This window comes from Thermodesulfobium narugense DSM 14796 (genome assembly GCF_000212395.1).
Lineage (GTDB): Bacteria > Thermodesulfobiota > Thermodesulfobiia > Thermodesulfobiales > Thermodesulfobiaceae > Thermodesulfobium > Thermodesulfobium narugense.
In genome coordinates this window covers 1,329,763-1,356,275 of the sequence record NC_015499.1, presented here as the reverse complement: position 1 = coordinate 1,356,275, position 26,513 = coordinate 1,329,763, and the positions used below count along the sequence as shown (strand labels likewise).

The window sequence follows — 26,513 nt, the reverse complement described above, 5'->3', positions numbered from 1 at the left end:
TTCTACTCTTTTACCACTTCGAGGGGTTGGTTTTCATATATTCTCAAGAGAAGTGAATCTTCTCCAGTGACTACTTCTGAATTATCTGTAAGATCACCACTGACGCAACTTTCTTTATCGCTTTGGGCAAGTATATTTACGTCTACAAATTTTGCTCGATTATCTTTTCCTACAACAATTACGTATGTTCTGCCATTTGATTTTACTATTGAGTTGTTTGGAACTATAAAGCCTTTGGCACTTCCAGTGTAAATATATGTATCTATCATTGTGTGCGCTGGTAGGTTGAAAGGATTAGAGTTAAGTTTTAGTTTTATCATGTTTAAGTTATTGTCAGAACTTGAAAGTATTGCGTCTACTACTGCTTGAGCAGTCTTGCCATTATAAGATATAGTTTCAACATCTCCAACTTTAACTTTGCTTGAAATTTCAACGGGTACGCTCACGTACACAAGTGAATTCTCGCCTCCTGTAATTTCTAATATAGGCTTTCCTTGAACTACTGTATCGCCTTCATTAAAGTATTTTTTTACAATAAAGCCATTAAAAGGGGATGTGATTATGCTATAAGTCAAAGAATCTTCAAGAGAAGCGATTTGAGAGTTGACACTTTTTATACTTTCCTGAATACTTTGAAGATGGCTTATTGCAGTTTTTTGATTGGCTTCAGCTGCTTTGTAATTGTTTTCCATTGTTTCTAGTTCTACTTTTGGTACTGCTTCTACTTTGTATAAATATTGGTATCTCTCTAAATTATTTTTTGCGTTCGCAAGTTGGGTGTTTGCAGCTTCTATTTCAGAATACGCACCGCTTAGTGTACTTTCAAGAGATCTCTTGTTATATATAAGTGATTGAATATTCGATTGAATATCTTTTGAATCTAATTTTGCAACTACCTGTCCAATTTTCACTGGAGTGCCTTCGCTGGCTATATAATCGAGCTTTGCGCTTATTTTAGCGGTAATAAGAGCGTCGTTTTCGGGGCGAAAATCTCCTAGATATTTTTGTGATGCCTTGAGGATTCCTGATTTCACTTTGACCACTTTTACTACTGCAGAATAAGGTTTTGCTGGAGGAGTGAGCATAATTTCTATTTTTTTCTTGATGAAAAAGAATAGCGCTATTAACACTACAATTAAGACGGTAAGAACTATTCTTCCCTTCCTACTCTTTGGAAGCCTTTTTCTAACATCGAATTTTTTCATAAACTACCCCTCTTCAAAATTTATAAATTGATTTAAACATTATTAGATAATAATATCATATAATTATACAAAAGTGAAAGAACGCAAACCTTGATTTTTAAATTATTGTAATTATTGTTTTAAAGGAAAACATTAAAATAATAAATTGATACTAGTTAAGGAAATTCTATTTAAAGAGAATTATCAAGTTTTTTTGATTTTTCTAAAATAATATTTTGAATTGGGTATGGTATTTCAATGTGGTTTTCTTTATAAAACTTGTGTATTGACTTGATTAGTTCGTGGAGAACTACAAACTGGTCTGAATAAGATTGTACTCTTATGTATATAGAAAGGGTTATGCAGGAATTGTCAAATTTTTGATATCTTAATATGGGGTCAATATTTTTTACACATCCAGGAGTATTTTGTACAAAGTTTTTAAGAAAGTTAACAGTTTTTTCCTCTACTTCGTTAAGATTGCTATCGTAAGAAATGCCTATTTGCAAGCTAACGCTAAAGTTTTCTTCTGGAAAAGAATAGTTTGTAATTATTGAAGTAGAAATCTTTGAGTTTGGTATTATTATCAAATTATTATCAGGAGTCAAAAGGGTAGTATTTCTCCAATTAATGTCAGTAACCTTGCCCCTTTGGCCGTTTTCTAAGATTATTGTATTGCCTGGTTGAATTTTTTTTGAGGCTAGAATATGAATTCCTGCAAAAAAATTGGAAAGGGTGTCTTGAAGGGCAAGTGAAACAGCTAGGCCGCCAACTCCAAAAGTTGTTAAGATTGGCACATCTGAAATTCCGATTCCTTCTAACATTACCAGAATTCCTAAAAATATAACTGCAATAAATATTACATTAGATATTATGCTTGTAGCAGGTAAGATGCTATCATTTTTGGAGAAAAAGTGAACTATAATTTTTGAAGTGGTTCTTGCCAAAAACAAAAAGACTATTAATATCTCTAACGAAGTAAACATCTTGTTTAAAAGGAAAGAATGTTGGTATGTAAAGGGATAATTGTAAAGTGCAAGGTGTAGTCCTATTATTATAAAAAATAAAGAAAAGAGCCAATTAAATGATCTTATAATAATTTTTATTAGGTAGTTTTTTGAAAGCTTTGTATTCAGTATTCTTGCTAATATAACTTTTTCTGTAATCAGGCCAAAGAGAGTAAACGAAACAAAAAGAATTACAGGTTTTATTAGACTTTCAAAAAAATTTATTATGTATATTACCTCCTTTATTTTTGTTTTAATTATACCAATATCTTAAGTATAAGCGAGAAGAGGTTTTGTTTAATTTGATTGAAAAATAGCTTAAAGTTATTCAAATGTTATAAAATAAATTAAAGATGATAATAAAAAGATACGTGATAATTTCATTAATAATATTTATATTTATTGTAACAGCATGTTATGCTGCTGGCCTTGATGATGTGTACAAACAAGCAGAAGAAAAGTTGCAGAAAGGTGATGCATTGGGTTGTTCAATTGAACTTACAAAAGCTCTTTTGCAAATGGATAAGAATAATCCATTACGCGATAAATTTCTTACATTGAGAGGTAAATGTTTTTACGTTGACTCAGACTTAACTGAGGCATCTAAGGATTTTAATGAAGCTATCTTGTTAAATCCTAATAACAGTGAGGGCTATTATGGCCTGGCAAAAATCAATGAGGAAACAGGAAATATTGATACAGCTATTAACTTTTACACTAAGGCAATTGAGATAAACAGTCATGTTCCTAAATTCTATTTTGGTAGAGCGATCGACTATTATTTAGAAAAAAAATATGATCAATCTTTAGAAGATGTTGACAACGCAATTAAATTAGAACCAAGAAGCGAATATTTTTTGTTTAAAGCTTCTTTGGAACAAAGTAATGGCAAAATTGATGACGCGCTCTCTACTATCAATAGTGCTTATAAGTTATATCCGAATTCGCTGCAGATACTTGAATTCAAATCAAGCCTTGAGTTGGAAAAAGGGGATTATGAGAATGCTTTATTAGATGTAAACAAGGCATTGGAGATCGATAGCAAAAAAGCTGATCTTTTTTTTCTTAAAGGAAATATTCTTTATGACTTAAGCAATTTTCAGGGTTCACTTGAAGCCTTAAATTTTGCAATATCTTTGGATCCTAACCAGAGCGATTATTATGCAATGAGGGCAAAAATCGAAGATTCGTTGAAACAACCAAAAAAGGCTCTGGATGATATTGAAACTGCTTTATCTATTTCACAAAACAAGTATTATTATTTTCAAAAGGCATATTATGAATATGAATTAAATAAATATAAAGATGCAAAGAAGGACATTGAAGCTGCTCTTTCTTTAGATCCAGAAAATTCATCATTTAAGGATTTAAAGGAGGCAATTGACAAGAAATTATAGTTAGAATAAATTCAAGATAGTTTTTGGTGGAGGTAAAATGTGGGCTTTTTTGATCCGATTGCTAGAGTGTTTAATAAAAAGAAAGAAAAAGCTAAAGACTCAAGAAAAGTAGATCCGTGGAAATATTTTGAAGATGGTTCAAAATATAAGGGCGATCTTTTGAACTTAGTTCCAAATGGTTTTGGGATCCTTATAGAACCAAACGGCAACAAATATGAGGGAGAATTTAAGGACGGTAGAAAGCATGGCAAAGGAAAGGCTTTTTATGAAGGCGAAGGAATATATGAAGGAGAATTTAAAGAAGGTGTAAGGGATGGTTATGGGGTTTTTACATTTTTAGAATCAAATCCATTGTCTGGTGTTAGGCTAGAGGGGCAATGGAAGGATGACGAACTGATTCAGGGAAAAGAAATCTGGCCTGATGGAAGGACATATGAGGGTTCGTGGAGACGTGGCAAAAAATTTGGTAAAGGAGTTTTTAAATGGCCTAATGGTAGTATATATGAGGGAGAATACAAAGACGATCAATTTTGTGGAAGAGGAATTTACATCTGGCCTAATGGCGATAAATATGAGGGAGAATGGAAAGAGAGTAAGTGGGAAGGTCAGGGAATTTTTACTTCAGTTAATGGAGATAGGTATGAAGGATACTTTAAAGATGGAATGAAAAATGGTTATGGAATAATGTATTATCATAATTCAACTAAATATGAAGGCTTGTGGAAGAATGACTTGTATGATGGCAGGGGTAAATTTTATTATAAAAATGGAGATAAATATGATGGAGAGTGGAAAGAAGGGAAAAAATGTGGTTTAGGAAAAATGTTTTTTTCAAGCGGCATAATTTTTGAGGGACAATTTGTCAATGATAAAATAGCGGGCAAAGGCTTTATTTACTTTGAGGGGAAGACATATGAGGTTGAGTATATAAATGGTAGGTTTGTCGGTGAAAAAGTGATTTTTTGGCCTGATGGCAGAAAATATTTTGGAGACATTAAAGAGAACTTAATGCATGGGAAAGGTACTTTTTGGTGGCCAAATAATAGCAGATTTGTTGGAGAATTTAGAGATGATCAATTTTTTGGCAAAGGCAAATTAATATTGTCTGATGGTCTTGAATGTGATGGAGAGTGGAGGGAGGGAAAATTTTATAGCACAATAGTTTTGAAAAATTTAGATGGAAGGAAGTATGAAGGAGTTTTTGAAGACGGAGAATTCAAGGGGAGCGGCGTTTTGACTTGGCCGAACGGAGATAGGTATGAGGGAGAGTGTAAAGATGGTAAAAGACATGGAAGAGGTAGATTTGTAACAACTAAAGGGGATATTTATGACGGAGAGTGGAAGTTCGATAAGAGACACGGATATGGAGAATTTTTTGCAGCAAATAAAAATCACTACGTCGGGGAATGGGATTCTGATTTTTGGGAGGGAAAAGGGATTTTAGAACATGCAAATGGTGACAGATATGAAGGAGAATGGAGTAAGTCAAAAAGGCATGGCTTCGGAACAATGTATTATGCTGATGGGAGAGTTGAAAAAGGATATTGGTTTGACGGTGTTTTTAAAGGGACAAAGAAATATTAGTAATTATAAATTTTTGAAATTTATGCTATCTTATTATTAGAGAGGTGATCTTATTGAAAAGATTTTTAATTTTTCTGGATATATTGTTTTTTATGTTGATTTTTATCTGTACTGCTTTTGCTAAGGGGGTAGATGATAGCCAGTTAATTAAGGGGAATATAAATTTTGGGATCAAGTTAATGAATGAAGTAAGGAATCATGAATTCGACAATAATGTAATTTTTTCTCCAATAGGATTGGGACAATCGCTAAGTGTTCTTTCTAATGGTGCTGTGGGTTCTACTTTTGATGAGCTAAATCTTGTTCAAGGTTTTAATGGTTATCGCGAATCAGAAATTAATTCTTTTTGGAAAAATACTGTAAGTTCAACTCCTTATGTCTACGATAAAAAGATGTTCATTTTTACAAGGTCATCTCTTTGGGTTCAAAATGGATTTACATTCAATCCAGAGTTTATGTCTACAATTAATTCTTTTTATCCAGGATTTGATTTGACCTATATAAACTTTTCTGATAAATATACACCTTCTGCTATAAATGATTGGGTCAAAACAAGTACAAATCATCAAGTTACGAGTATTGTCAGTAAAAAGGATGTAAGCAAGGATACAATGATGTATTTGATAAATATTACTTATGCAAAGCTTGCATGGAAAAATGAGTTTCCAAAAAATCTTACTAAAAAGGGGACTTTTTATCTTTCAAATGGTCAGACTGCTAAAGCTTTGTATATGAAAACTACAGGCAATTTCGATTATTATGAAAATGATATCTTTCAAGCAGTCAAAGTTGAACTGGCAGACCCAGATCTAGAAGCAGTATTTTTTCTGCCAAAAGGAACAAAAACTCTTATGAATATCTATAGAAACATGAACGGTGAAAATTATTTTAATTGGTCTACACAATTTAAAAAAAGGCCTTTGATGCTTATAATTCCAAAAATGGATCTTGAATACAAAACCTCCTTTATACCCGAATTTAAGGGGATAGGAGTAGGAGATCCTTTTGATCAAAACTATGCTGATTTTAAAAAAATGTTTAAAGTTGCAAACTTTTCTTTTGTTTCAAACGAGATCTCTGATAATTTTTTGAAGGTCGATGAATATGGGTTAAATAAGACAATATTTAACAAAGACATTAAGGATGTCGTGAATTTCGATCATCCGTTTGTAATGGTTATAGCTAACAAAAAGACTAATGCGTGGCTGTTAATAGCTTCAATAGAGAACCCTCATCCTGACGAATGGTTTGAAATTTTTTAGTATTTACAAATATACACATTTGTGTTAAGATAAATTTTTGCACATTTTTTGGGCGGATAGCTCAGAGGTAGAGCACTTGCTTCACACGCAAGGGGTCGTAGGTTCGATTCCTACTTCGCCCACCACTCTTTATCTTTTAGGAGGGATATGCATAAAGCCTCAAGAATCGCTTAAATTTTTTATTTTTTTGGTTTTTTTCTTTAGACGAGATAATGTTTTGGTTTAAAATTGTTTCTACTTTATTTAATTTCTTTAGTTATATCTACTTGATCTTTGATCTCTTGGGTTTCTTTTTTAATGCTTCCAAGCGTTTTCCCAATTTCTTTTGTAACTTTTGGAAGCTTTCTAGGACCAAGAACGATCAAAAGAATTGCTATTATCATTCCGGTTTGTTGCCAACTTATCATTTTCTTTATTCCTTTCTTTATTTTTTGGAGTTTGCTTTTTAAATGTTATTTTTGATGATTATTGTGTTATATTTTATCTTTTTTCTTCGTGTGATGCAAGAACTTGTCTTGTGAGGTGTGTTTATGAGAGATGTGTTGGTTAAACCCCGTATTAGATTTATGGGTGAGAGTTTGGATGAAAAACAGAAGATTGAGGCACCTATACCAAATCTTTTAGATCTGCAAAAAAAATCCTACGAAAAGTTTCTTTATCAGGGAATCGGAGAGGAGTTGAGCTCTTATTTTCCGATTGTAGATGCAGGTGATAGGTTTGAATTATCCTTTGTTTCATATCGTTTGGAAGAACCAAAATTATCTGAAGAAGAAGTTAGAATCAAGGATAAGACTTATGAGGCTCAAATAAAGGTTAAATTAAGATTGCTTGATAAGCAAAGTCAAGAAGTCGTTGAGTCTGAAGTTTTGTTGGGAGAAATACCAATTATGACGAAACGAGCGACTTTTATTGTAAATGGCTCGGAAAGAGTTATAGTTAACCAACTTACAAGATCTCCTGGCGTTTATTTTAAAGAAGACAAAGATCTTATGGACAGAAAAACATTTGTTGGGACAGTAATACCTGTGAAAGGAAATTGGATAAACTTTGAAGCTCCCTCAAATGGTACTGTTTGGATTAGAATCGAAAAGTCGAGAAAATTACCAGTATCTACTTTTCTTAAGGCTTGTGGGATTGAACAATCAAGAATTGAAGAGGCTTTAGTGGATGACAAATTTAGAAAGGCAACATTTGCGCAGGATAATACTCAAAATAGAGAAGAAGCCCTTCAAGAATTTTATAAGAAAATTAGGCCAGGAGAAGCTCCAAATCCTGAGGCAGCTAAGGGCATCATCAATAATAGGTTTTTTGATAAAAAGAGATTTGATCTAGGCGAAGTTGGTCGTCTTAAAATAAACGAAAAGTTAGGCTTAAACGGTATTGTTCCACTCGATTGCCTTGTCCTTCATAGAGAAGACATGCTTGCAATTGTTAAATATCTTGTAAATCTCCATTATGGTGATGGCACTCTTGACGACATAGATCATTTAGAAAACAGAAGAGTTAGATTAGTAGGAGAGCTTGTAAGACAAAAATTTAGAGAAGGCCTATATAGGATGGAGCATGTAATTCATGAGAGAATGTCTTTATATAAAGGTACCACAAAACTTAAGATTAGTAATATTATAAATAGCGGCCCCCTTACTGTAGCTTTGCGTGAATTTTTCTGTACCGGTCAGTTATCACAGTACATGGATCAAACCAATCCACTTGCAGAGCTAACTCATAAAAGAAGAATCTCTGTTCTTGGTCCTGGAGGATTAACAAGAGAGAGAGCTGGCTTTGAGGTCAGAGATATTCATCCTTCTTACTATGGGAGATTTTGTCCTATCGAAACCCCTGAAGGTCCAAATGTTGGATTAATTAGTTCACCAACTATTTATGCCGTTGTAAATGATTACGGTTTTTTGGAGACTCCCTATAGGAAGGTTAAAAACGGCAAACTAACTGATATTATAGAAAGTTTTACAGCTAGTAAAGAAAGAAACGTTTATATTGCATCTGCAGACGTGAAAGTTGAAAACAAGAAGATTGTTGGAGACACTGTAGTAGCAAGATATAATGGTGAATTTCAACAAGTTCCTCCTGATAAGATTGACTATATTGGTGTTTCTCCGAAGCAAATGCTCAGCTTGAGTTCATCTCTGATTCCTTTTGTAGAGCACAACGACGCAAACCGTGCTTTGATGGGTTGCAACATGCAGCGTCAGGCAGTACCTCTTGTTGTAGAAGAGGCGCCATGGGTTGGTACTGGCATGGAAATGGTAGCTGCAATTGATTCAGGTATGGTTCACGTAGCTGAAAAGGATGGAACTGTTAGGAGCGCTGCGGGAGGAAAAATAATTATTGATTTTGATGATGGAACTTCGAAAGAGTATAAATTAATGAAATTTGTTAGAACTAATAATGCAACTTGTTTTAACCAAAAGGCTCTAGTAAGAGCAGGAGATAGAGTCAAGAAGGGACAAGTTCTTACATCTGGTTGTGCAACTGATAGTGGCGAATTGGCTCTGGGTAGAAACGTCCTGGTTGCTTTTATGCCTTTTGGTGGTTACAACTTTGAAGATGCGATACTTATTAGCAATAGACTTGTAAGAGAGGACGTATTTACGTCCATACACATTGAAAGTTATGAAGTTGAAGCAAGATCAACCAAATTAGGAGATGAAGAGATAACAAGAGAGATTCCTAATGTTTCAGAAGAAGCAAGAAGGCATCTTGACGAGCAGGGCATTGTTGTAGTTGGAACTGAAGTAGAAGCTGGGGATTATTTGGTAGGTAAGCTTACTCCGAAAGGAGATGTAGAACCTCCATCTGAAGAAAGGCTATTAAGGGCAATTTTTGGCGATAAATTAAAGGATATGAGAGACACGTCTCTCAAATTACCCCATGGAGAAAAGGGTAAGGTTATTGATGTAAAGGTTTTTTCTAGAAACAACGGAGACGATCTTCCACCTGGAGTAATAACAAAAGTAAGAGTTACGGTAGCTCAATTAAGAAAGATTTCTGTTGGAGACAAAATGACAGGTAGACATGGAAACAAGGGGGTAATATCTAAAATTTTGCCTGAAGCTGATATGCCGTATTTGCCCGATGGAACCCCCGTAGACGTCGTTTTGAATCCCTTGGGTGTTCCGTCAAGAATGAACGTCGGACAGATTTTTGAAGTGCTTCTTGGTCTTGCTGCTGGAGTTCTTAATAACTTTGGCAAGGATAAGAACGTAGAATATAAATTTGAAGCAACGCCGTTTGATGAATCGTTTGGTGAAAGAGCGTCTGAAAGGTTCGTTGAAGAATATTTGGAAAAAGCAAGAGAAATAAAACCATTTATTGGAAAAAATGGGAAAGTTACTCTATATGACGGAAAAACAGGTGATCCCTTTTTGTCTCCCGTAACAGTAGGCTATATGTACCTCTTAAAACTTGTGCACCTTGTTGACGATAAGATACACGCAAGGTCAACTGGTCCTTATTCTTTAATTACTCAACAACCACTTGGAGGCAAAGCTCAATTTGGTGGACAGAGATTTGGTGAAATGGAAGTCTGGGCTTTAGAGGCATACGGCGCTGCGAACGTGCTGCAAGAGATATTAACTATAAAATCTGATGACATTACTGGTAGGACGAAAGCCATGGAAGCTATAATCAAAGGCAAAAATCTTGGAACCCCTGGTTTGCCTGAGTCGTTTAAAGTATTGGTTAGAGAGCTTCAGGGATTGGCACTTGATATTACCCTTATACATCAAGATGGAAGTCAAATTGATTTAGAACATATAGATGAAGATGACAACAACGTATTGCCACTTTTAAAGTCTGTGGATGTCGAAGGCTAGAAGAGGAGCTAGTAACTTTAGCTTGAAATATCAAATTTTGAAAGGGAGGAAATAGTTTGGAACCCTTTGTTGAAATTAGTGAAAATAACAAACAAGTTAAGGATAAAACTTCTTCTAAACTTGTAGCCATAAAGATTGGTCTTGCATCAAGTGAAAAGATAAGATCATGGTCAAAAGGAGAAGTAAAAAAACCTGAAACTATTAATTATAGAACGCTGAGACCTGAAAGAGGTGGTCTATTTTGCGAAAAGATATTTGGGCCTACTAAGGATTATGAATGTTATTGTGGCAAATATAAAAGACCAAGATATAAAGGAACAATTTGTGATAGGTGCGGAGTTGAGGTTACTTCATCAAAGGTAAGAAGATTAAGAATGGGACACATTGACTTGGCAGCTCCTGTTGCTCATATTTGGTATTTTAAAGGTACTACAAGTTATATTGGTTCTGTTTTAGACCTTTCAAACAAAGAAGTTGAAGAAGTAATATATTTTTCGAGATACTTAATTTTGGACCCTAAAGATAGCGGATTACAAAAGTTTAAAACACTTTCTGAAGATGAATACGAATACTGGGTAAAGCAACTTGGCAGATCGGCAATTGAAGTAGAGCATTTAAATGACGGTAATTATCAGGTTGTTGATCCTAAAGATACTTTTCTTGAGGCAGGAAGGATTTTAACTGCTGATGAATACGAATATTATACATATAGTTTTGGCCAAAACTACTTTGTAGCAAAAATGGGAGCTGAAGCCATTAAAGAGGCATTAGAGTCTATTAACGTTGAAGAACTGAGTAATCAAATTAAAGAAGAGATGACTTCAACATCTTCTCAAAGCCCAAAAAGGCTCAAGATGATAAAGAGATTCAGGGTTTTGGAGTTTTTCAGAAAATCTGGCGCTAATCCTGCTTGGATGGTTTTGGAAGCTATACCTGTTATTCCACCTGATCTTAGGCCGATGGTTCAGTTGGATGGTGGAAGATTTGCTACTTCGGACTTAAATGATCTTTATAGAAGAGTTATTAATAGAAATAACAGATTAAAAAAACTACTTGATATGGGTGCTCCTGAGATTATTGTTAGAAACGAAAAAAGAATGCTCCAGGAAGCAGTAGATGCACTCTTTGATAACGAAAGAAGATTAAAGCCTGTAACTGGAACTCATGATAGACCTCTTAGATCTCTTTCTGATATCATTGAGGGGAAGCAAGGACGTTTTAGGCAGAATTTGTTGGGGAAAAGAGTAGATTATTCTGGGCGCTCAGTAATTGTTGTGGGTCCTACCCTTAAACTCCATCAATGTGGTTTGCCAAAAGAAATGGCTTTAGAACTTTTTAAGCCTTTTGTAATTCATGAGCTTATTAAAAGGGGTATTACTGGAAATGTAAAAGGAGCCAAAAGAAAAATAGAACGAGGTGAAAATGTTATATGGGATATCCTTGCTGAAGTTATACAAGGGCATCCTGTTTTCCTAAATCGTGCTCCCACACTTCATAGGCTTGGAATCCAGGCGTTTGAACCAGTTTTAATAGAGGGTAAAGCCATACAACTTCATCCTTTAGTTTGTACGGCTTTTAATGCAGACTTTGACGGCGATCAGATGGCTGTTCACGTTCCACTGTCCCTTGAGGCACAAGCTGAAGCAAGGGTGTTAATGCTTTCGAGTCATAATTTGTTGTCCCCTGCTAATGGCCAACCATTGGTTACCCCTTCACAGGATATGGTTTTAGGACTTCACTATCTTACAAGTTTTGAAAAAAATCCTACTTTTAGAAGTGAAGAAGATGCAATAGACGCTTTTAATAGAGGAGAAATTGATGAAACTCAAAAAATAGACGTATACTCTGAAAAAGTTAATGGTTATCTGACAACTAATATTAAAAAAATAAAAACTGGACAACCATTCTTGTTTTTTATAGATAAAAACGATGCTATTACAAGGTATCAAATTGATAGCGTAAAGCCATCACATGAGTTTTCACTTAGTCTTATTGATAGGATTGCTGTGAAAATTGATAATGAATTTCTATCTACTAGCGTAGGTCAAATATTATTTAATGAAATATTGCCCAGCAAGTGGCCTTACTATAGAGAACCACTAACAAAGAAGAGAATTGCAAAAATAGTAAGACAATGTTATGAAGATTTTGGCCTTACCAGAACGGTGAAATTAGTGGATGACTTGAAGGATATGGGATTTAAATATGCTAAAGAATCTGGAATATCTATATCAATTGACGATCTTGTTGTGCCCGCAGAAAAAAAAGAGATAATAAAGAAAGCGGAAGAAGAAATTAAAAGATTTGATGAATTCGTTTCTGAAGGTACTATGACTCAGGAAGAAAAAGATGCTAAAGTAAGAGAAAAATGGAATATGATTACTGACGAAATTAAGGATAGAATGAACTCAAGTATGGGAGAAAGAAATCCCGTATTTATGATGGCAAATTCTGGTGCAAGAGGCAATATCGACCAAGTTAGGCAGTTGGCTGCAATGAGAGGTCTTATGTCAGATCCACATGGTAGGATCATACCTATTCCCATAAAGGCAAACCTTAAAGAAGGTATGAATATGATGGAGTATTTCATTTCAACGTACGGTGCAAGAAAAGGTTTGGTCGATACTGCACTGAGAACTTCTAACTCTGGATATCTTACGAGAAGATTGGTTGACGTTGCACAAGAAATAATTGTAAGGGAAGAAGATTGTGGCAGCGAAGAAAGCATTGTGGTTTCTGATTTGATGGATGGGACAAAGGTAATTTTGGAATTAAAAGATAGAATAATTGGTAGGTTTAGTGCTGAGGATATTTATGATGCTGATGGAAAAATAATAGTTAAAAGAAATGAGTTAATAACTCCTTCAATAGCTGATAAGATAGTAGATGCTGGAATAAAAGAAGTAGCTGTAAGATCTCCTTTAACCTGTAAGACTCCTCATGGAGTATGTCAAAAATGTTACGGTTGGAGTCTGGCTACCAGGGAAGTTGTGGAACTTGGTGAAGCTGTAGGCATTATTGCTGCACAATCGATAGGAGAGCCTGGTACTCAGCTTACTATGAGAACATTTCACACTGGCGGAGTAGCTCTTCATAGAAGTAAAAACATAGAAAGATCAAAGATTAGTGGCACAGTAAAGTTTGAATCTCTTAAGACTTTCACTTTTTTGAACGATAACGTAGAGACTACTATAGCTATTTCTGAAGGTAATATTGTGATAAAAGGTGAGACAAGCGCTAAAGTTTTTGTGAATAGAGGGATGCTTCTACACGTTAAGGATGGTTCTTTTGTAAAAGAGAATGACGTTCTTGTTGAGGAAGATGAAGATAATGAGTATCTTATAGCAGAGAAAGGCAATATTGTATTTTATGCAATGCCTGTCGAGGAAAGAGTTATATCACAGGACAATGTGATAAGTATTGCTTCACAAAATGGAGAAGTTCTTTTCACAAAAGAAAAGCCAATAGTGATAAAGGTTAATGCTAATCTTGATATTAAGATTAAAGATAGAGAAAAAGTTGTACCTGGTAAAGAAATTGCTGAAGGTATCACTAGTCCAGTTTTGGGCATGGCTGTTATTCCAAAGTTCGAGCCAGTTTTAGATCCTGAAACTGGTGAGATGGTTACACATGTCTACATTTACCAAGGTGATTTTGCGCCATGTAATAAAAATTCAAGATTGTTTGTAAAAGATTCAACCATGTTGACTAACACTACATTAGTTGCAATTTCACCTAAATCAAAAGAAAGCGCAATTAAGACAAAAGATATTATCCAGGGTTTGCCTAGAGTTGAAGAACTTTTCGAGGCAAGGAGACCAAAAAATGCCGCAATACTTTCTGAGATAGATGGAATAGTTCATATTATTTCTAATAGTGATACAGAACCTGTCAAAATTATAATAGAAGGGCTGGAGGAGACAAAGGAAATTGTTGTACCTGCAAGCACACAACTTCAGGTATCGGATGGTGCCTTTATTAAAAAAGGATATCCTCTTACAGAAGGGCAATTTTATCCTCAGGAGGTACTTAAAACTAGAGGAATAGATGCAGTGAAGCAATATATAGTTGATGAAATTCAAAAGGTGTATAAAGATCAAAGCGTTTCAATCCATGACAAACACATTGAAATTATTGTTAGACAAATGACTAAAAGAGTAAAAATTAAGAATGATGGAGACTCTGATTGGTTACCAGGAGAATATGTGGATAGAGGTGAATTCGAAAAAGTGGTCAAAGAGTTAACTCTTCAAGGCAAAACTCCTCCAGAAGCAGAAGATGCAGTGCTTGGCATTACAAAATCATCTTTAAACACATCTTCGTTTATTGCTGCAGCTTCTTTTCAGGAAACAACTAGAATATTAACTGAGGCATCAATTAGAGGCAAGGTAGACTATCTTAGAGGATTGAAAGAAAACGTTGTAATAGGAAGATTAATTCCTGCAGGAACTGGGTTTGATTTATATGAAAATTATGACTATATTAAAGCAAATGATAAGTAAATTTTAATGTAATACAACATTTTTTAGGATATAATTTTCGTAATAAAAATGTTTTCCAAAGTATATAAAGTTAGGAGGTTTTTATGTACGAACAAAAAGGAAATAAACTTAAAGAAGTCCTGGTAAAATCAATCTTCTTTTTTGTAGCAGCTTGTTTGGGAGGAATGCTAGTTCTAGGCGCAATATGGGCATTTCCCGCTTTTAGACCTCCGGTAAAAGTTGCGCCTTCAACTGCTGTAGCTGCAATAGATATGTCTGTAGATTCCCCTATAGTTGAAGCAGTAAAGAAAGTTATGCCAAGCGTTGTTCAAATAAACACTTTAATGTACGTTAAAAATCCTATATCTGATTTCTTTGGAATTCCAATGAAACCAATTCCCGAAGAAGGGCTTGGATCTGGTGTTATTATTAGAAGTGATGGATTAATCCTTACTAACAATCATGTAATTGCCAATGCAACAAAGGTGAAAGTCACTCTTTCTGATGGCAGAAAATTTGATGGAGAGGTGATTGGAGCAGACCCTGTTACTGATTTAGCTGTGGTAAAAGTAAATGCTACAGGTCTACCTGCAGCAGAGCTTGGTTCGTCTTCAAACCTTCAGTTAGGAGAGTGGGCTATTGCAATAGGCAATCCATATGGTTTTTCTGGTACTGTGACTCTTGGTATTGTAAGCGCGCTAGACAGAAGAGTTCAAACATCTGCTTATAATGCTGGTCCATTTATTCAAACTGATGCCGCTATAAACCCAGGAAATTCAGGTGGGCCTTTGGTAGATATTAATGGAAGAGTAATAGGTATTAATACTGCAATTATACCTTATGCACAGGGGATTGGTTTTGCGATTCCAATAGACACTGCAAAAAATATATTGAACCAATTAATAACAAATCATGAGGTTGTTCACCCATATCTTGGAATTGACATGCTGCCTGTTGATCAATATCAGTTGAGCCAGATGGGAATTAAACAAAATGCAGCTGTCTATGTAGCAAGGGTTTTACCAAATTCTCCTGCAGAGAAGGCTGGCATTTTACCTGGAGATATAATCCTAAAGATTGATAATAAGGAAGTTGACGTTTATACTTTACCAAATATAATTCTTACTCATAACGTGGGAGATGTGATTAAAGTAACTCTGTACAGATCTGGTAAAATCATGGAAATACCTGTTACTCTTGAAGCCAGACCTGCAAGCATGAAATATTAGATTAAAATCATTTGTATCCTTTACTCACCTTTTTTGATTAAGAATTTGAAGTAATTTGATAAGCATTGAACTAGTAAATAGTTTATGAGAATTTTACATCTTTTGAATGAAGGTGAACTTAGCTGGCAAAAAACTTTCGCTGACTTTGTGTATGGTTTATGTAATTACAATGTAGAAAATGTTATAGGTATGCCAGATAATGGTTATACTTATGATTTCCTAAATGATTATAAAATTAGGCTGGCCGACAAGCCAGCCTTTAATATTATTCCTATTCAATTTAAAGGTTTTTTTGATCCGTTTTCTTACTTTAAACTGGTTAATATTATCAGAAATCAAAAAATTGATATTGTTCATTCTCAACTATCAAGAGCAGCTCTTTATGCTGGAATGGCAAAAAAATTAATTAAGGTGAAGGTTGTTTCAAGCGCCCAAAAGGTTAGTTCTATAAAATATTTTTTGAATTCAGACGTTGTAGTAGCGTGTTCTAAATCTGTTGAAAAAGATTTTATTAAAAAAGGATTTTCAGGCAATATAACACAGATTTATAATGGTATTAATTTTGAGAATTATTTTCCAAAGAAAATAAACAAAGATCGGGCTAAATCTAGAATTGGCATTAGTTCCGAAACTTTTTCCATAGGTATTGTTGCAAGGCTTTCTCCCATGAAAGGACATAGACTACTCTTTGAATCTTTTAGAAAAATTAAAGATGACTATAAAGATAAAGCAATTGTTCTTGTTGTAGTTGGGGACGGAGAGCTAGAATCTGAACTTAGACAACATGCAAAAAATTTAAAAATTGAAAAAGATATAATTTTTCTAGGTAGAAGAGATGATTTGGTTGAACTTCTGTGCTCATTCGATCTTTATATATCCTCTTCAATAGAAAAGGAAGGTTTGCCTACAATTCTAATAGAAGCACTTTTAATGGAAGTGCCTGTAATAGCGACTGATATTGCCGGAACAAATGAGATAATTATTAATAATAAAACTGGTTTTTTAGTAAATCCAGATTCAGAATCGATATATCGATCTATGAAAGAGTTTTTAAATAAATTTTTTAATAAAGATGAAAGTATAATAAAAATTAAAGAGGAAGGAAGAAAGCACGTAATCGAGAATTTTTCACTTGATAAAATGGTTAAGTCATATTATGAAATTTATAAATCACTTTTAAGATGATGGCAGTTTTTAAGACTAAGTTTTATAAATCACTTTAGGAGGTTTTATTTGGAAAAGATAGCATTGGAGGGTGGAAAGCCCCAAAGAGAAGACTTTTTGGTTTTTGGAAAGCCAAGGATTGAAGAAGATGAAATTGAAGAGGTAGTCAAGACGCTAAGATCAGGTTGGATTTCAACAGGACCAAGAGTAAAAAAGTTTGAGGAAAAGTTTTCTGAATATATTGGTGTAAAAAATTGTATAGCTCTTAATTCTTGTACGGCTGGTCTTTTTCTTGCACTTGTTCTTGCTGGAATCGGAAATAATGATGAAGTTATTACAACTACTTTGACTTTTGCTTCAAGCGCAAATGTTATTGAACATGTCGGAGCAAAGCCTGTTTTTATTGATATAAAGGAATCAGATTTAAACTTTGATGAAGATCTTATTGAATCAAAGATTAATGAAAAAACAAAGGCTTTAATATCGGTTCATATGGCAGGAAATTCGTGTAACATTGAAAAAATTAGTGAAATAGTAAAAAGACACAATCTGGTTTGGATTAACGATACTGCTCATGCTATTGAGACTGAATGGGATGGGAAAAAGATCTCTTATTATGGAGATTTTTCAAGCTACAGCTTTTATGCTACTAAAAACATTACTACGGCTGAAGGCGGTATGTTAGTTGTTAAGGATAATAAACTTTATGAAAGGGGAAGAATACTATCACTTCACGGCATATCGAGAGATGCGTGGAAGAGGTATTCTTCTGAAGGTTTTAAACACTATGAGGTGATTGAGCCTGGATTCAAATATAATATGACTGATATTCAAGCGGCATTAGGAATAAAACAGCTAGAAAAAATAGAAAGGTATTGGAAAATTAGAGATGAAATTGCCAAAATTTATATCAATAGGTTTTCAGAAATTGATGAAATAGAACCCATTGAATATTCATTTGACAGAAGAAGACCTTCTTATCATTTATTCATTTTAAAAATTACTGACGATTCTTTATCAAGAGATTTTATGATGGATGCACTTAAGCATGAGAATATTGGAACTGGAATACATTATTTGCCCCTTCATACACAAAAATATTATAAAGAAAAATATTCTTTGGAAGAAAGTGAATTTCCTGTCGCTACAAAAATAGGTAAAAAAATTTTCTCTGTTCCAATAGGTGCAAATATAACAGAAAAGGATGTGGATGATGTTGTTTACGCTATTAAAAAGATTATTTATTTTGTTAAGAGAAAAGTCTTCTAGTTAACTCATAATAAATTTTAGAAAGGATTTGTGTAATGTTTTCTGAAATTCATAATTTTTCCTTAAAATTTAATACTTCTAAAAAGATTTTAGTTATTGGAGATATTATGCTTGATGAATATTGGTTTGGGGAGATGGAAAGGATTTCTCCTGAGGCTCCAGTTCCAGTCTTAAAGTATATTAGTAGTGAATTTAGACTTGGTGGAGCTGCGAATGTTGCGAAAAATTTAACTTCTTTAGGGGCAAATGTTTCTATTGTTGGGCTTGTCGGCAATGATGTTGAGTCAGAAAGGCTTAAAGAACTTTTATTTGATTCAAATATAGACACATCTGGCCTGGTTGTTTCTAAAAAAAGGCCTACAACGAGAAAGCTCAGATTAATTGCCAGAAAACAACAAGTTTTAAGAGTAGATAGCGAAGATTCAAATCAGATTGATAGCGAGGAACTTGAAAAAGTAATAAATTCTTTAAAAAAACAAATACCTGATTGCGGCGCTATAATAGTTTCTGACTATAGAAAGGGAATAATTACTAAAGAGGTAATAGAATTTTTAGTAAATTCAATTGATAATAGAGTTTGTGTAGCTGATTCTAAAGCAAAAAATTATCTCTTATTCAAAGGTTTTACTACGGTTGCCCCCAACCTCAAAGAGGTTGAGGCTATTTTCGACAGAAAGTTAATGAGTGAAGAGGATATTGTTCAGTCAGGACGAGAACTTTTAAAGCTTTTAGGCAGCAAGGCTGTTCATATTACAAGGGGTGCTGATGGAATTTCTCTTTTTACTGAAGAATCAACTATAAATTTCCCCGCATTTTCTAGTGAAGTTTATGACGTGACAGGTGCAGGGGATACAGTTACAGCAGTTTTAACATTGGCGCTAATGTCAGGGTTCGATATGATTCATTCAACATTTTTAGCAAATGTTGCTGCTGCAATAGTTGTAAGAAAAGTTGGAACCTCGACTACTAGTATTAATGAAATAGAAAGATACCTTAGAGAAGAGGAAATTAGAGACTTGTATAATAAAATTGTTCTAAAATCGAAAAAAAATGAATAATCATATAGGTTGTTTTTAAATTTAGATAATTTTGATAGAAAGGTTTTAAAAATTTGAAAAAAATTTCAGATGTATTTAAGACTTTAGATGAAATAATTTTATTAGTTGAAGGCAGAAAGGTTGTATTTACAAATGGATGCTTTGATATTGTACACGAAGGCCATATTAGATTATTCGAATTTGCAAAAACTTTGGGAGATTATTTGGTTGTTGGGATAAATTCTGACAGCTCAGTTAAAGCATTAAAAGGCAATTCTAGACCTATAAATAAACAAGAAAATAGAGCCGTGGTTGTTGCTTCTATTAGATTTGTTGATTATTGCTTTATTTTTAATGAGCAAAACCCCATATCATCGATTGAAAGATTAAGACCATTAATTCACGTTAAAGGTGGAGATTATAAGCTTGAAGATCTCCCAGAGGCTGAAACTGTTCATCGCTATGGTGGAAAAGTTGTAATATTTCCTTTTTATAAAGATTTCTCAACAACAAACATTTTAAACAAAATAAGAAGTTTTTAAAAAATTTACACGTTTGCAATTATTCTTTAAATTCTTTAAGATAGAATAATAAATTTTTTTGAGGTGAAAATGAAAGTTTTAATTTTTGGTGGAACAGGGTTTATTGGTAAACGAGTAGTAAAAACTTTACTTGATAAAGAGAATAGAGTTATAGTGTTTTCTCATAAAAGAAAGATATCAGATAAAAAAAATGTCGAACATTTTAAAGGCGATATTCTTGATAAAAACTCTATAAAAGAAGCTCTTAAATTAAAACCAGATGTTGTAATTAATCTTGTTGGCATAATTAAAGAGATACCAAAAAGAGGGATTACCTTTAAAACTATGCACTTTGATGCGGCGTCAAATTTAATAGACTCTATAGTAGAATTTAATAAAAACATTCCATTAGTACAAATAAGTGCCAATGGAGTGGAAAAAGGCAAAGATATTACTGATTACTTTAAATATAAATATCAAGCTGAAGAAAAAGTAAAGTCTAGTGGTTTGAGGTATGCAATAATTAGACCATCAATTGTGATTGGTGAAAAAGAAGGTATAGTAAAAGATTTGTCAATACCCTTGAGTTTAGGCTTTTTCCCTCTCCCAAAAATTGATGTAAAATTTTCTCCAGTAAAGGTAGAACTTGTTGCTGAAAAAATTGTAAAAGTGGCTGAAGATCTCGTGAATGGCAGCTTAGAATCCAATGTTATAAAAATATGCGGTGAAGAAGAAATGAACTTCAGAGGACTTATAGAATATATAGCAAAAATTGTTGGGAAAAAGGTTATCTTTGTGCCTGCTCCTTTATTCTTATTTAAAATAGCTGCTTTTTTGGGAGATAGGTTTAATTTTATACCATTAAATACGGTAACTTTAAAAATGCTTCTTCAAGGAAATGTTTGCTCAAATAACACAAATTATGTAAGATATTAAACAATTAATCCGTTTGAGGAGGTATATTATTAGTGGAAGAGATTTCAAAGTTTAAGATTACAAGAAGAGGTTATGGTCTTGATGAAATTGCATTAAGGCCGACCGAAAGGACTATTGATCCAGAAGATGTAGATATATCTGTTAAAATTGGGTGTTATGAATTTAGCATTCCTGTTATTGCTTCAGCAATGGATTCTGTAGTAAACCCTTTTATTGCAGTAGAACTTTCAAAATATGGTGCTTTGGGAGTAATTAATTTGCAAGGCATTCAAACAAGATATGATGATCCTGTTCCTGTACTTGAAGAAATTGCAGCAGCATCAACAGATGATTTTGTAACAGTAATGCAAAGACTTTATGAAGAGCCGATTAAGCCGGAACTTATAATAAAAAGAATACAAGAGGTAAAATCTCACGGAGCAATTGCAGCAGTATCTAGCGTTCCTCAAATGGCTGCTGAGTTTGGTCCTATTGCAAGGGATGCTGGTGCAGATATATTTGTTCTTCAGGCGACTGTTATTGCACCAAAGCATATAAGCAGCAAAGGAAATATATTGAATATAAAAGAGTTTTGTTCTATGATGGAAATTCCAGTAATTGTAGGAAACACAGTTGGATTTTCTTCAACTATTGGTCTTATGAGGCAGGGAGCAAGTGCGGTCTTGATAGGAGTTGGACCAGGTGCAGCCTGTACAACAAGAGGAGTTTTAGGTATTGGCGTGCCTCAAGCTACTGCTATTAGTGAAGCGGCAGCTGCAAGAGATATGTTTTTTAATGAAACTGGGAAATATATACCTATAATTGCTGATGGTGGCATGGTAAATTCAGGAGATATGATTAAAGCATTAGCTGTGGGTGCAGACGCAGTCATGATAGGCTCACCTATAGCAAGGGCTCAAGAAGCTCCTGGAATGGGATTTCACTGGGGTATGGCTACACCTAATTCAGTTTTGCCGCGAGGCACAAGGATAAGAGTAGGAACGGTCGGAACTCTTAAGGAGATATTAGTAGGCCCTGCTAGATTTGATTATGGTTGTCATAATATAGCAGGAGCTATGGTTTTGTCACTGGCAACTCTTGGAGTTAAAACTATTAGAGAATTACATAACGTAGAGGTTATTGTTGCTCCATCTCTTCTTACCGAGGGAAAAGTCTATCAGAAAGCCCAAAAGCTTGGGATGGGTAAATAATGGCTTCTGAGAAGGATCTCATTGCAGTAATAGATTTTGGCTCACAATATAGTCAACTTATTGCAAGAAGAGTAAGAGAATGTTCTGTATATTCTGAACTTTTCCCCCCTACAATAAGTGCCAAAGAACTTGCTAAGCTCAGCCCAAAAGGGATTATTCTTTCAGGTGGTCCTAATTCTGTTTATGATGAAGATGCTCCAAAAATGGATCCTGAAATATTAAACATGGGTATACCAATTTTAGGTATTTGTTATGGCATGCAACTTATTTCTCAACAACTTGGTGGCCACGTAGAGCAGGGTCAAAAACACGAATACGGAAGAACAAAAATAAAATTTGAAAGTGAAAATTTACTTTTCAAAAATGTTACCAATGAAATTAACGTATGGATGAGTCATGGAGACGAAGTAAAGGTTTTACCAGAAGGCTTCTGTTGTCTTGCTATAACCGAAAACAAAAAACTTGCAAGCGTTTGTTCTCCTGAAAAAAATATATATGCTGTACAGTTTCACCCTGAAGTAGCTCATACAGAACAGGGACAGTTAATAATAAGAAATTTCGTTTTTGATATTTGTAAAGCAAAGCCTACATGGTCTATGGTTACCTTTATACAAGATTCTATATCTAAAATTAAAGAAATGGTTGGCGATCAAAAGGCAATATGTGCACTATCTGGAGGAGTTGATTCCAGTGCTGCTGCTGTTTTGGTTCACAAAGCTATTGGCGACAATCTTACATGCTTTTATGTTGATACAGGTCTTATGAGAAAAAATGAAAATAGAGATATTAAAAGGATATTTGATGAAGAATTCCATTTAAATGTCAAATTTATCGATGCAAGAGAAAGATTTTTATCGAAACTAGAAGGAGTGTCAGATCCAGAGCGTAAAAGAAAAATTATTGGCGAAGAATTTATAAGGACATTCGAAGATGCAATAAAAGGATTGGGTGATTTTGATTGGTTGGTGCAGGGTACTCTTTATCCTGATGTAATAGAGAGTGCTGTTAGCGTTGGTGGCAAAGCAGTAAGAATTAAATCGCACCATAATGTTGCTGGCCTCCCTGAAGACATGAAGTTTAAACTTCTTGAGCCCTTTAGAAATTTATTTAAGGATGAAGTAAGAAATCTTGCTTTGGAGCTTGGTCTTCCTGAAGAAATTGTTTATAGGCATCCCTTTCCTGGACCAGGTCTAGCAATAAGAATTGTAGGTGAGATAACTAGAGAAAAACTAAGAATTTTGAGAGATGCTGATGCAATTGTTCGGGAAGAGATTTTTAATGCCGGATTGTATAGGGATGTATGGCAAGCTTTTGCTGTGCTTTTACCAATAAAAAGCGTAGGAGTTATGGGAGATAGGCGAACTTATTCATATCCGATAGTGTTAAGAATAGTTTCTAGTGACGATGCAATGACAGCAGATTGGGCAAGAATACCTTATGACTTGCTTGATAGAATTGCCCGAAGGATTGTAAACGAGGTAGATGAAGTTAATAGGGTGGTCTATGATATATCCTCTAAACCACCTGCAACAATAGAGTGGGAATAATTTTGGGATATTTTAAAGACAGTGTATAATATAAGAATATTTTTATATAGGGAGTAAAAATTATATGCATGGCTTTATAGGATTTTAAAAGTATGAAGAGGATTATTTTTATTTTTTTTGCTCTGTGTATTCTATTTTCTACTGCGTATGCTCAAGAACAAACGCCAGTTAGCGCATCAAAGATTTTAGATGCAAATATTAAAATTGCTAACGATTTGAAAATTATTGTTGATGGGAAAGAAATCAAAAGTGATGTGCCTCCGGTAATAAGATATGGGTTAATTTACGTTCCAGTAAGATTTGTATCAGAAGCTTTAAAAGCAACTGTAACATGGGATGAACAACACAGAACAGTTAAAGTTTCATTAGGTGATAAAAGTATAGAGTTTTATATTGAAAGTTCTCAAGTAAATGTGAATAATAAAGAAGAAAGAATGTTAGCTCCTGCTTTTATTTATCAGGATAGAACAATGGTTCCATTAGAGATTACAGCACTTAATCTTGGAGCAAGCGTAGAAAAGGGAAATAATACAATAAATATTGGGCTTAATAAAAATCTACAAAATCAGACAAATACTCCTAATAACGTATCTCTTAATATGCCAAATCCTCCAGTAATTGAATATGGAATACCCTTATTGTGGTTAATAGGTGTTTTATTTTTATTTTTTACAATTTTCAAAGAATGGTTAAAAAATAGAAGTTCTTAGAAATAATAAGTTTTTTTATTTTTTATTGTTAAAATTGTATAGGTTATAAATTAATTTTACGAAGGGTGAAATTTGAAGTATGAAGGAAATAGAATTGAGTACAAAAAAATCTACTTTACAAGGATTTGTTAGGGATAGAATAGATCTAGTAATGATAACGTTTTTACTTTTGGTAGCAGCTCCTTTGGTTTATTTTATTGCAAGAAGTACTGTGTGGGCTGCAATAGTACCTGTTGGGGCGGCATGGGCTGGTCTTATTTCTAAGGAATCTCCACAGGAAAAGCTAATTACAATGGGTGGGGTAGCTCAGGGTTTAGGTCTTGTTGTAACTCTTTATGGTTTAGGCCAGGTTATTGGCCCTGCTATTGCTGCCCACAATGTTGAAATGGTAGGATATGGTGTTTCTATCAAAATTGAAGCGACAATTACTGGACTTTTGATATCAGTCATATTGTCAGCTATTTCGGCTAGACTTTCGTAAGATGGCTTCTCCAAAAAGACGTATTACTTTTCTTATGCCATTCATTGACTTTGCTTTTATGTTAGTAATTGTATTTGTTGCGTTGCTGTCTATTGCTTACTTTAAACCGCAAGAAGTTTCTACAAGTAATCTTCAAGAACAACTTCAGCAAAGTCAAGAAATGATTGCGGCTCTTGTAAAAGAAAATAATATGTTAAGAAGCAAAATTCCAGCAAACGAACAAAATGTTTACAAAAATCAGAACCAATTTACTCAGAGTGAAAGACAAAAGCTTTTATCACAAATTGCTCAGCTTGAGGCTAAAGTTTCAGAACTTCAAGCTAAAAACGAAGCACTTCAAAAGGAGTTAAGGGGTAAATTTGGCTCAAGCGAGTATATTGATATAAGAAAATAAAAATTTGGAGGAATATAAAGTATTATAAATTCAAATTTTTTTAAGATTAAAGATATAAAAAGAGGTTTAGTTTTCTTTGCCTTCAAGAAGGTCTTTTTTATTTTATTTTTTTCTGTATTTTTATTTATTTTTCTTTCTGCAAGTAACTTTCTTTTCTTAAATAAGGATGCTTACGCTGATGTAGTAAATTTGTCCCAGGAAATAATTCAAATTTGGGAAAAGAAAGCAAATGATCTTTCATATAGATATTTCTATACATTTTCAAGAGGAAACTTGCCAAAACTAAAATCTCTTTCTGAGGAAGACTCTTTAAAGGCAATGTATATACTAGGGCATGCTCAGGACGTTCCAAAAGAACTTTTTTCTGCTTACGTGAATGCTGAGCAAAGATTAAAAGAGGATTCTATGCCTATTGACGATCCTATTTTTAGTAAAGCTTTAAATGATAAAGTTGAACAAAAACTCTTACATTATCTTGATATTAGAAGTGCTTTAGAAAAGGTTACATATTTTCCAGATCTTTATAATGTTAAAGAGAGAAGCATATACGGTTTGGACTTTTTGCCGCTTCAAGTTAGGATGATAAGATTAACATACTCTCAGATAGAAAGAATGAATAGGGGTGTAGGCCAGGAGCAAAAGTATTATCTTTTGACACTCTTAGATCAAGATCCTCCGCCAGATTTTGATTCTTATAAAACTTTTATTGACGCTTTTTTCAAAAAACTTAGCAAGGTGTATTTGATGTAATGAGAAGAATTATAAATTTAAAAAATTTAAGGATTAATTTTTTTGTCTTGTTTTTGATTTTATTCTCTTTTTGCTCAATTTTGATTTCCCAGAGTTTTGTGTTTGCAGAACCTGAAGATAACATTGTTTTTAGGACTCAAAATGGCATAGTAGTAGTTTTTGGTACTGCTAGTGAGTTGTATTCTTTAGAAGATTCTTATAAAAAAAATGAGAAAAAGATTGATGATGTCTTTGACTGGGTTAAAAAAAATTACCCTACTCTTAAAGTAGAAAGATACAATCTGTATATGTCCTATAAGTTTGGGAAGTGGGGTTTAGATCTTAAACTTAGAGAGGCAGAAGTGATGGGTTTAATCCCTGATATTGAAGGGCTTTCAATTAATGATGCAAGGATAGTCTTAGAAAAAATGGGTTTTGAAATTCTGAATAATTTAGAACAAATTCCTGTAAAAAAGAAAGCAGTCTTTTTGGAGGGAACGTCTTCTAATGACAACATTCACATTTTTTATGAAGGGTTTATATATCAAGAACCGTGAA

The 26,513-nt window shown here is 33.8% G+C and carries 21 protein-coding genes and 1 tRNA gene; 19 read left to right on the top strand and 3 right to left on the bottom strand.

The annotated features are described in order from the left end of the window. Window positions 1-2 precede the first annotated feature (2 nt). On the bottom strand, window positions 3-1,205 hold the full coding sequence (locus THENA_RS06695) for an efflux RND transporter periplasmic adaptor subunit (RefSeq protein WP_013756644.1): 1,203 nt from the start codon (window positions 1,203-1,205) through the stop codon (window positions 3-5). Window positions 1,206-1,375: 170 nt separating this feature from the next. Next, a complete protein-coding gene (locus THENA_RS06690) occupies window positions 1,376-2,170 on the bottom strand; it encodes a mechanosensitive ion channel family protein (protein WP_083816162.1) in 795 nt (264 codons plus the stop codon). Window positions 2,171-2,544: 374 nt separating this feature from the next. On the opposite strand from THENA_RS06690, the gene THENA_RS06685 reads away from it, so the two are divergent. The 4 genes from THENA_RS06685 to THENA_RS06670 all read left to right on the top strand — a co-directional run bounded on the left by THENA_RS06685 (window position 2,545) and on the right by THENA_RS06670 (window position 6,559). Further along, entirely contained in the window at window positions 2,545-3,588 is a 1,044-nt protein-coding gene (locus THENA_RS06685; protein ID WP_013756642.1) for a tetratricopeptide repeat protein, read from the top strand. A 39-nt stretch (window positions 3,589-3,627) separates the two neighbouring features. Further along, a complete protein-coding gene (locus tag THENA_RS06680; RefSeq protein ID WP_013756641.1) occupies window positions 3,628-5,172 on the top strand; it encodes an MORN repeat-containing protein in 1,545 nt (514 codons plus the stop codon). A 53-nt stretch (window positions 5,173-5,225) separates the two neighbouring features. Further along, window positions 5,226-6,434 carry a serpin family protein gene (locus THENA_RS06675; RefSeq protein ID WP_013756640.1) on the top strand — a complete coding sequence of 403 codons (1,209 nt, stop codon included), beginning with the start codon at window positions 5,226-5,228 and terminating at the stop codon, window positions 6,432-6,434. Window positions 6,435-6,484: 50 nt separating this feature from the next. Beyond that, window positions 6,485-6,559: transfer RNA gene (locus THENA_RS06670), tRNA-Val, on the top strand. Window positions 6,560-6,673: 114 nt separating this feature from the next. Here the strand turns inward: THENA_RS06670 and THENA_RS09830 are convergent. Next, window positions 6,674-6,841 carry a Sec-independent protein translocase subunit TatA/TatB gene (locus tag THENA_RS09830; protein WP_013756639.1) on the bottom strand — a complete coding sequence of 56 codons (168 nt, stop codon included), beginning with the start codon at window positions 6,839-6,841 and terminating at the stop codon, window positions 6,674-6,676. 123 nt (window positions 6,842-6,964) lie between these two features. On the opposite strand from THENA_RS09830, the gene rpoB reads away from it, so the two are divergent. From rpoB to THENA_RS06595, 15 genes are all read left to right on the top strand, one after another. Then, window positions 6,965-10,267 (top strand): DNA-directed RNA polymerase subunit beta, encoded by a 3,303-nt coding sequence (rpoB, locus tag THENA_RS06665; protein ID WP_013756638.1) that lies wholly within the window; start codon window positions 6,965-6,967, stop codon window positions 10,265-10,267. A gap of 74 nt (window positions 10,268-10,341) precedes the next feature. After that, on the top strand, window positions 10,342-14,769 hold the full coding sequence (locus THENA_RS06660) for a DNA-directed RNA polymerase subunit beta'' (RefSeq protein WP_041438562.1): 4,428 nt from the start codon (window positions 10,342-10,344) through the stop codon (window positions 14,767-14,769). Window positions 14,770-14,852: 83 nt separating this feature from the next. After that, window positions 14,853-15,977 (top strand): S1C family serine protease, encoded by a 1,125-nt coding sequence (locus tag THENA_RS06655; protein WP_013756636.1) that lies wholly within the window; start codon window positions 14,853-14,855, stop codon window positions 15,975-15,977. 84 nt (window positions 15,978-16,061) lie between these two features. Further along, window positions 16,062-17,162, top strand: a complete 1,101-nt coding sequence (locus THENA_RS06650; protein ID WP_013756635.1) for a glycosyltransferase — start codon at window positions 16,062-16,064, stop codon at window positions 17,160-17,162. Between the two features lie 48 nt (window positions 17,163-17,210). Beyond that, window positions 17,211-18,410, top strand: a complete 1,200-nt coding sequence (locus tag THENA_RS06645; protein ID WP_013756634.1) for a DegT/DnrJ/EryC1/StrS family aminotransferase — start codon at window positions 17,211-17,213, stop codon at window positions 18,408-18,410. A gap of 35 nt (window positions 18,411-18,445) precedes the next feature. After that, window positions 18,446-19,468 carry a D-glycero-beta-D-manno-heptose-7-phosphate kinase gene (gene rfaE1 / locus THENA_RS06640; protein ID WP_013756633.1) on the top strand — a complete coding sequence of 341 codons (1,023 nt, stop codon included), beginning with the start codon at window positions 18,446-18,448 and terminating at the stop codon, window positions 19,466-19,468. Between the two features lie 53 nt (window positions 19,469-19,521). Next, a complete protein-coding gene (rfaE2, locus tag THENA_RS06635) occupies window positions 19,522-19,989 on the top strand; it encodes a D-glycero-beta-D-manno-heptose 1-phosphate adenylyltransferase (RefSeq protein ID WP_013756632.1) in 468 nt (155 codons plus the stop codon). A 69-nt stretch (window positions 19,990-20,058) separates the two neighbouring features. Then, on the top strand, window positions 20,059-20,904 hold the full coding sequence (locus tag THENA_RS06630; protein ID WP_013756631.1) for an NAD(P)H-binding protein: 846 nt from the start codon (window positions 20,059-20,061) through the stop codon (window positions 20,902-20,904). 32 nt (window positions 20,905-20,936) lie between these two features. After that, on the top strand, window positions 20,937-22,094 hold the full coding sequence (locus THENA_RS06625; RefSeq protein ID WP_013756630.1) for a GuaB3 family IMP dehydrogenase-related protein: 1,158 nt from the start codon (window positions 20,937-20,939) through the stop codon (window positions 22,092-22,094). Beyond that, on the top strand, window positions 22,094-23,641 hold the full coding sequence (gene guaA, locus THENA_RS06620; RefSeq protein ID WP_013756629.1) for a glutamine-hydrolyzing GMP synthase: 1,548 nt from the start codon (window positions 22,094-22,096) through the stop codon (window positions 23,639-23,641). The genes THENA_RS06625 and guaA overlap by 1 nt, the downstream gene beginning before the upstream one ends. Window positions 23,642-23,733: 92 nt before the next feature. Further along, window positions 23,734-24,351, top strand: a complete 618-nt coding sequence (locus tag THENA_RS06615) for a copper amine oxidase-like domain-containing protein (protein ID WP_013756628.1) — start codon at window positions 23,734-23,736, stop codon at window positions 24,349-24,351. Between the two features lie 79 nt (window positions 24,352-24,430). After that, window positions 24,431-24,832, top strand: coding sequence for a hypothetical protein (locus THENA_RS06610; RefSeq protein WP_013756627.1), 402 nt, complete (start codon window positions 24,431-24,433; stop codon window positions 24,830-24,832). A gap of 1 nt (window position 24,833) precedes the next feature. Beyond that, window positions 24,834-25,226, top strand: a complete 393-nt coding sequence (locus THENA_RS06605; RefSeq protein ID WP_013756626.1) for an FtsB/FtsL family cell division protein — start codon at window positions 24,834-24,836, stop codon at window positions 25,224-25,226. A 189-nt stretch (window positions 25,227-25,415) separates the two neighbouring features. Continuing rightward, entirely contained in the window at window positions 25,416-25,976 is a 561-nt protein-coding gene (locus THENA_RS06600) for a hypothetical protein (protein ID WP_013756625.1), read from the top strand. After that, window positions 25,976-26,512, top strand: a complete 537-nt coding sequence (locus THENA_RS06595) for a hypothetical protein (protein ID WP_013756624.1) — start codon at window positions 25,976-25,978, stop codon at window positions 26,510-26,512. Before THENA_RS06600 ends, THENA_RS06595 begins: the two co-directional genes overlap by 1 nt. Window position 26,513 lies beyond the last annotated feature (1 nt).

Coding starts and splice junctions, on each gene's coding strand:
- THENA_RS06695 (WP_013756644.1), bottom strand. CDS start 1,205: ATGAAAAAATTCGATGTTAGAAAAAGGCTTCCAAAGAGTAGGAAGGGA.
- THENA_RS06690 (WP_083816162.1), bottom strand. CDS start 2,170: ATGTTTACTTCGTTAGAGATATTAATAGTCTTTTTGTTTTTGGCAAGA.
- THENA_RS06685 (WP_013756642.1), top strand. CDS start 2,545: ATGATAATAAAAAGATACGTGATAATTTCATTAATAATATTTATATTT.
- THENA_RS09830 (WP_013756639.1), bottom strand. CDS start 6,841: ATGATAAGTTGGCAACAAACCGGAATGATAATAGCAATTCTTTTGATC.
- rpoB (WP_013756638.1), top strand. CDS start 6,965: ATGAGAGATGTGTTGGTTAAACCCCGTATTAGATTTATGGGTGAGAGT.
- THENA_RS06655 (WP_013756636.1), top strand. CDS start 14,853: ATGTACGAACAAAAAGGAAATAAACTTAAAGAAGTCCTGGTAAAATCA.
- THENA_RS06650 (WP_013756635.1), top strand. CDS start 16,062: ATGAGAATTTTACATCTTTTGAATGAAGGTGAACTTAGCTGGCAAAAA.
- rfaE1 (WP_013756633.1), top strand. CDS start 18,446: ATGTTTTCTGAAATTCATAATTTTTCCTTAAAATTTAATACTTCTAAA.
- THENA_RS06630 (WP_013756631.1), top strand. CDS start 20,059: ATGAAAGTTTTAATTTTTGGTGGAACAGGGTTTATTGGTAAACGAGTA.
- guaA (WP_013756629.1), top strand. CDS start 22,094: ATGGCTTCTGAGAAGGATCTCATTGCAGTAATAGATTTTGGCTCACAA.
- THENA_RS06615 (WP_013756628.1), top strand. CDS start 23,734: ATGAAGAGGATTATTTTTATTTTTTTTGCTCTGTGTATTCTATTTTCT.
- THENA_RS06610 (WP_013756627.1), top strand. CDS start 24,431: ATGAAGGAAATAGAATTGAGTACAAAAAAATCTACTTTACAAGGATTT.
- THENA_RS06605 (WP_013756626.1), top strand. CDS start 24,834: ATGGCTTCTCCAAAAAGACGTATTACTTTTCTTATGCCATTCATTGAC.
- THENA_RS06595 (WP_013756624.1), top strand. CDS start 25,976: ATGAGAAGAATTATAAATTTAAAAAATTTAAGGATTAATTTTTTTGTC.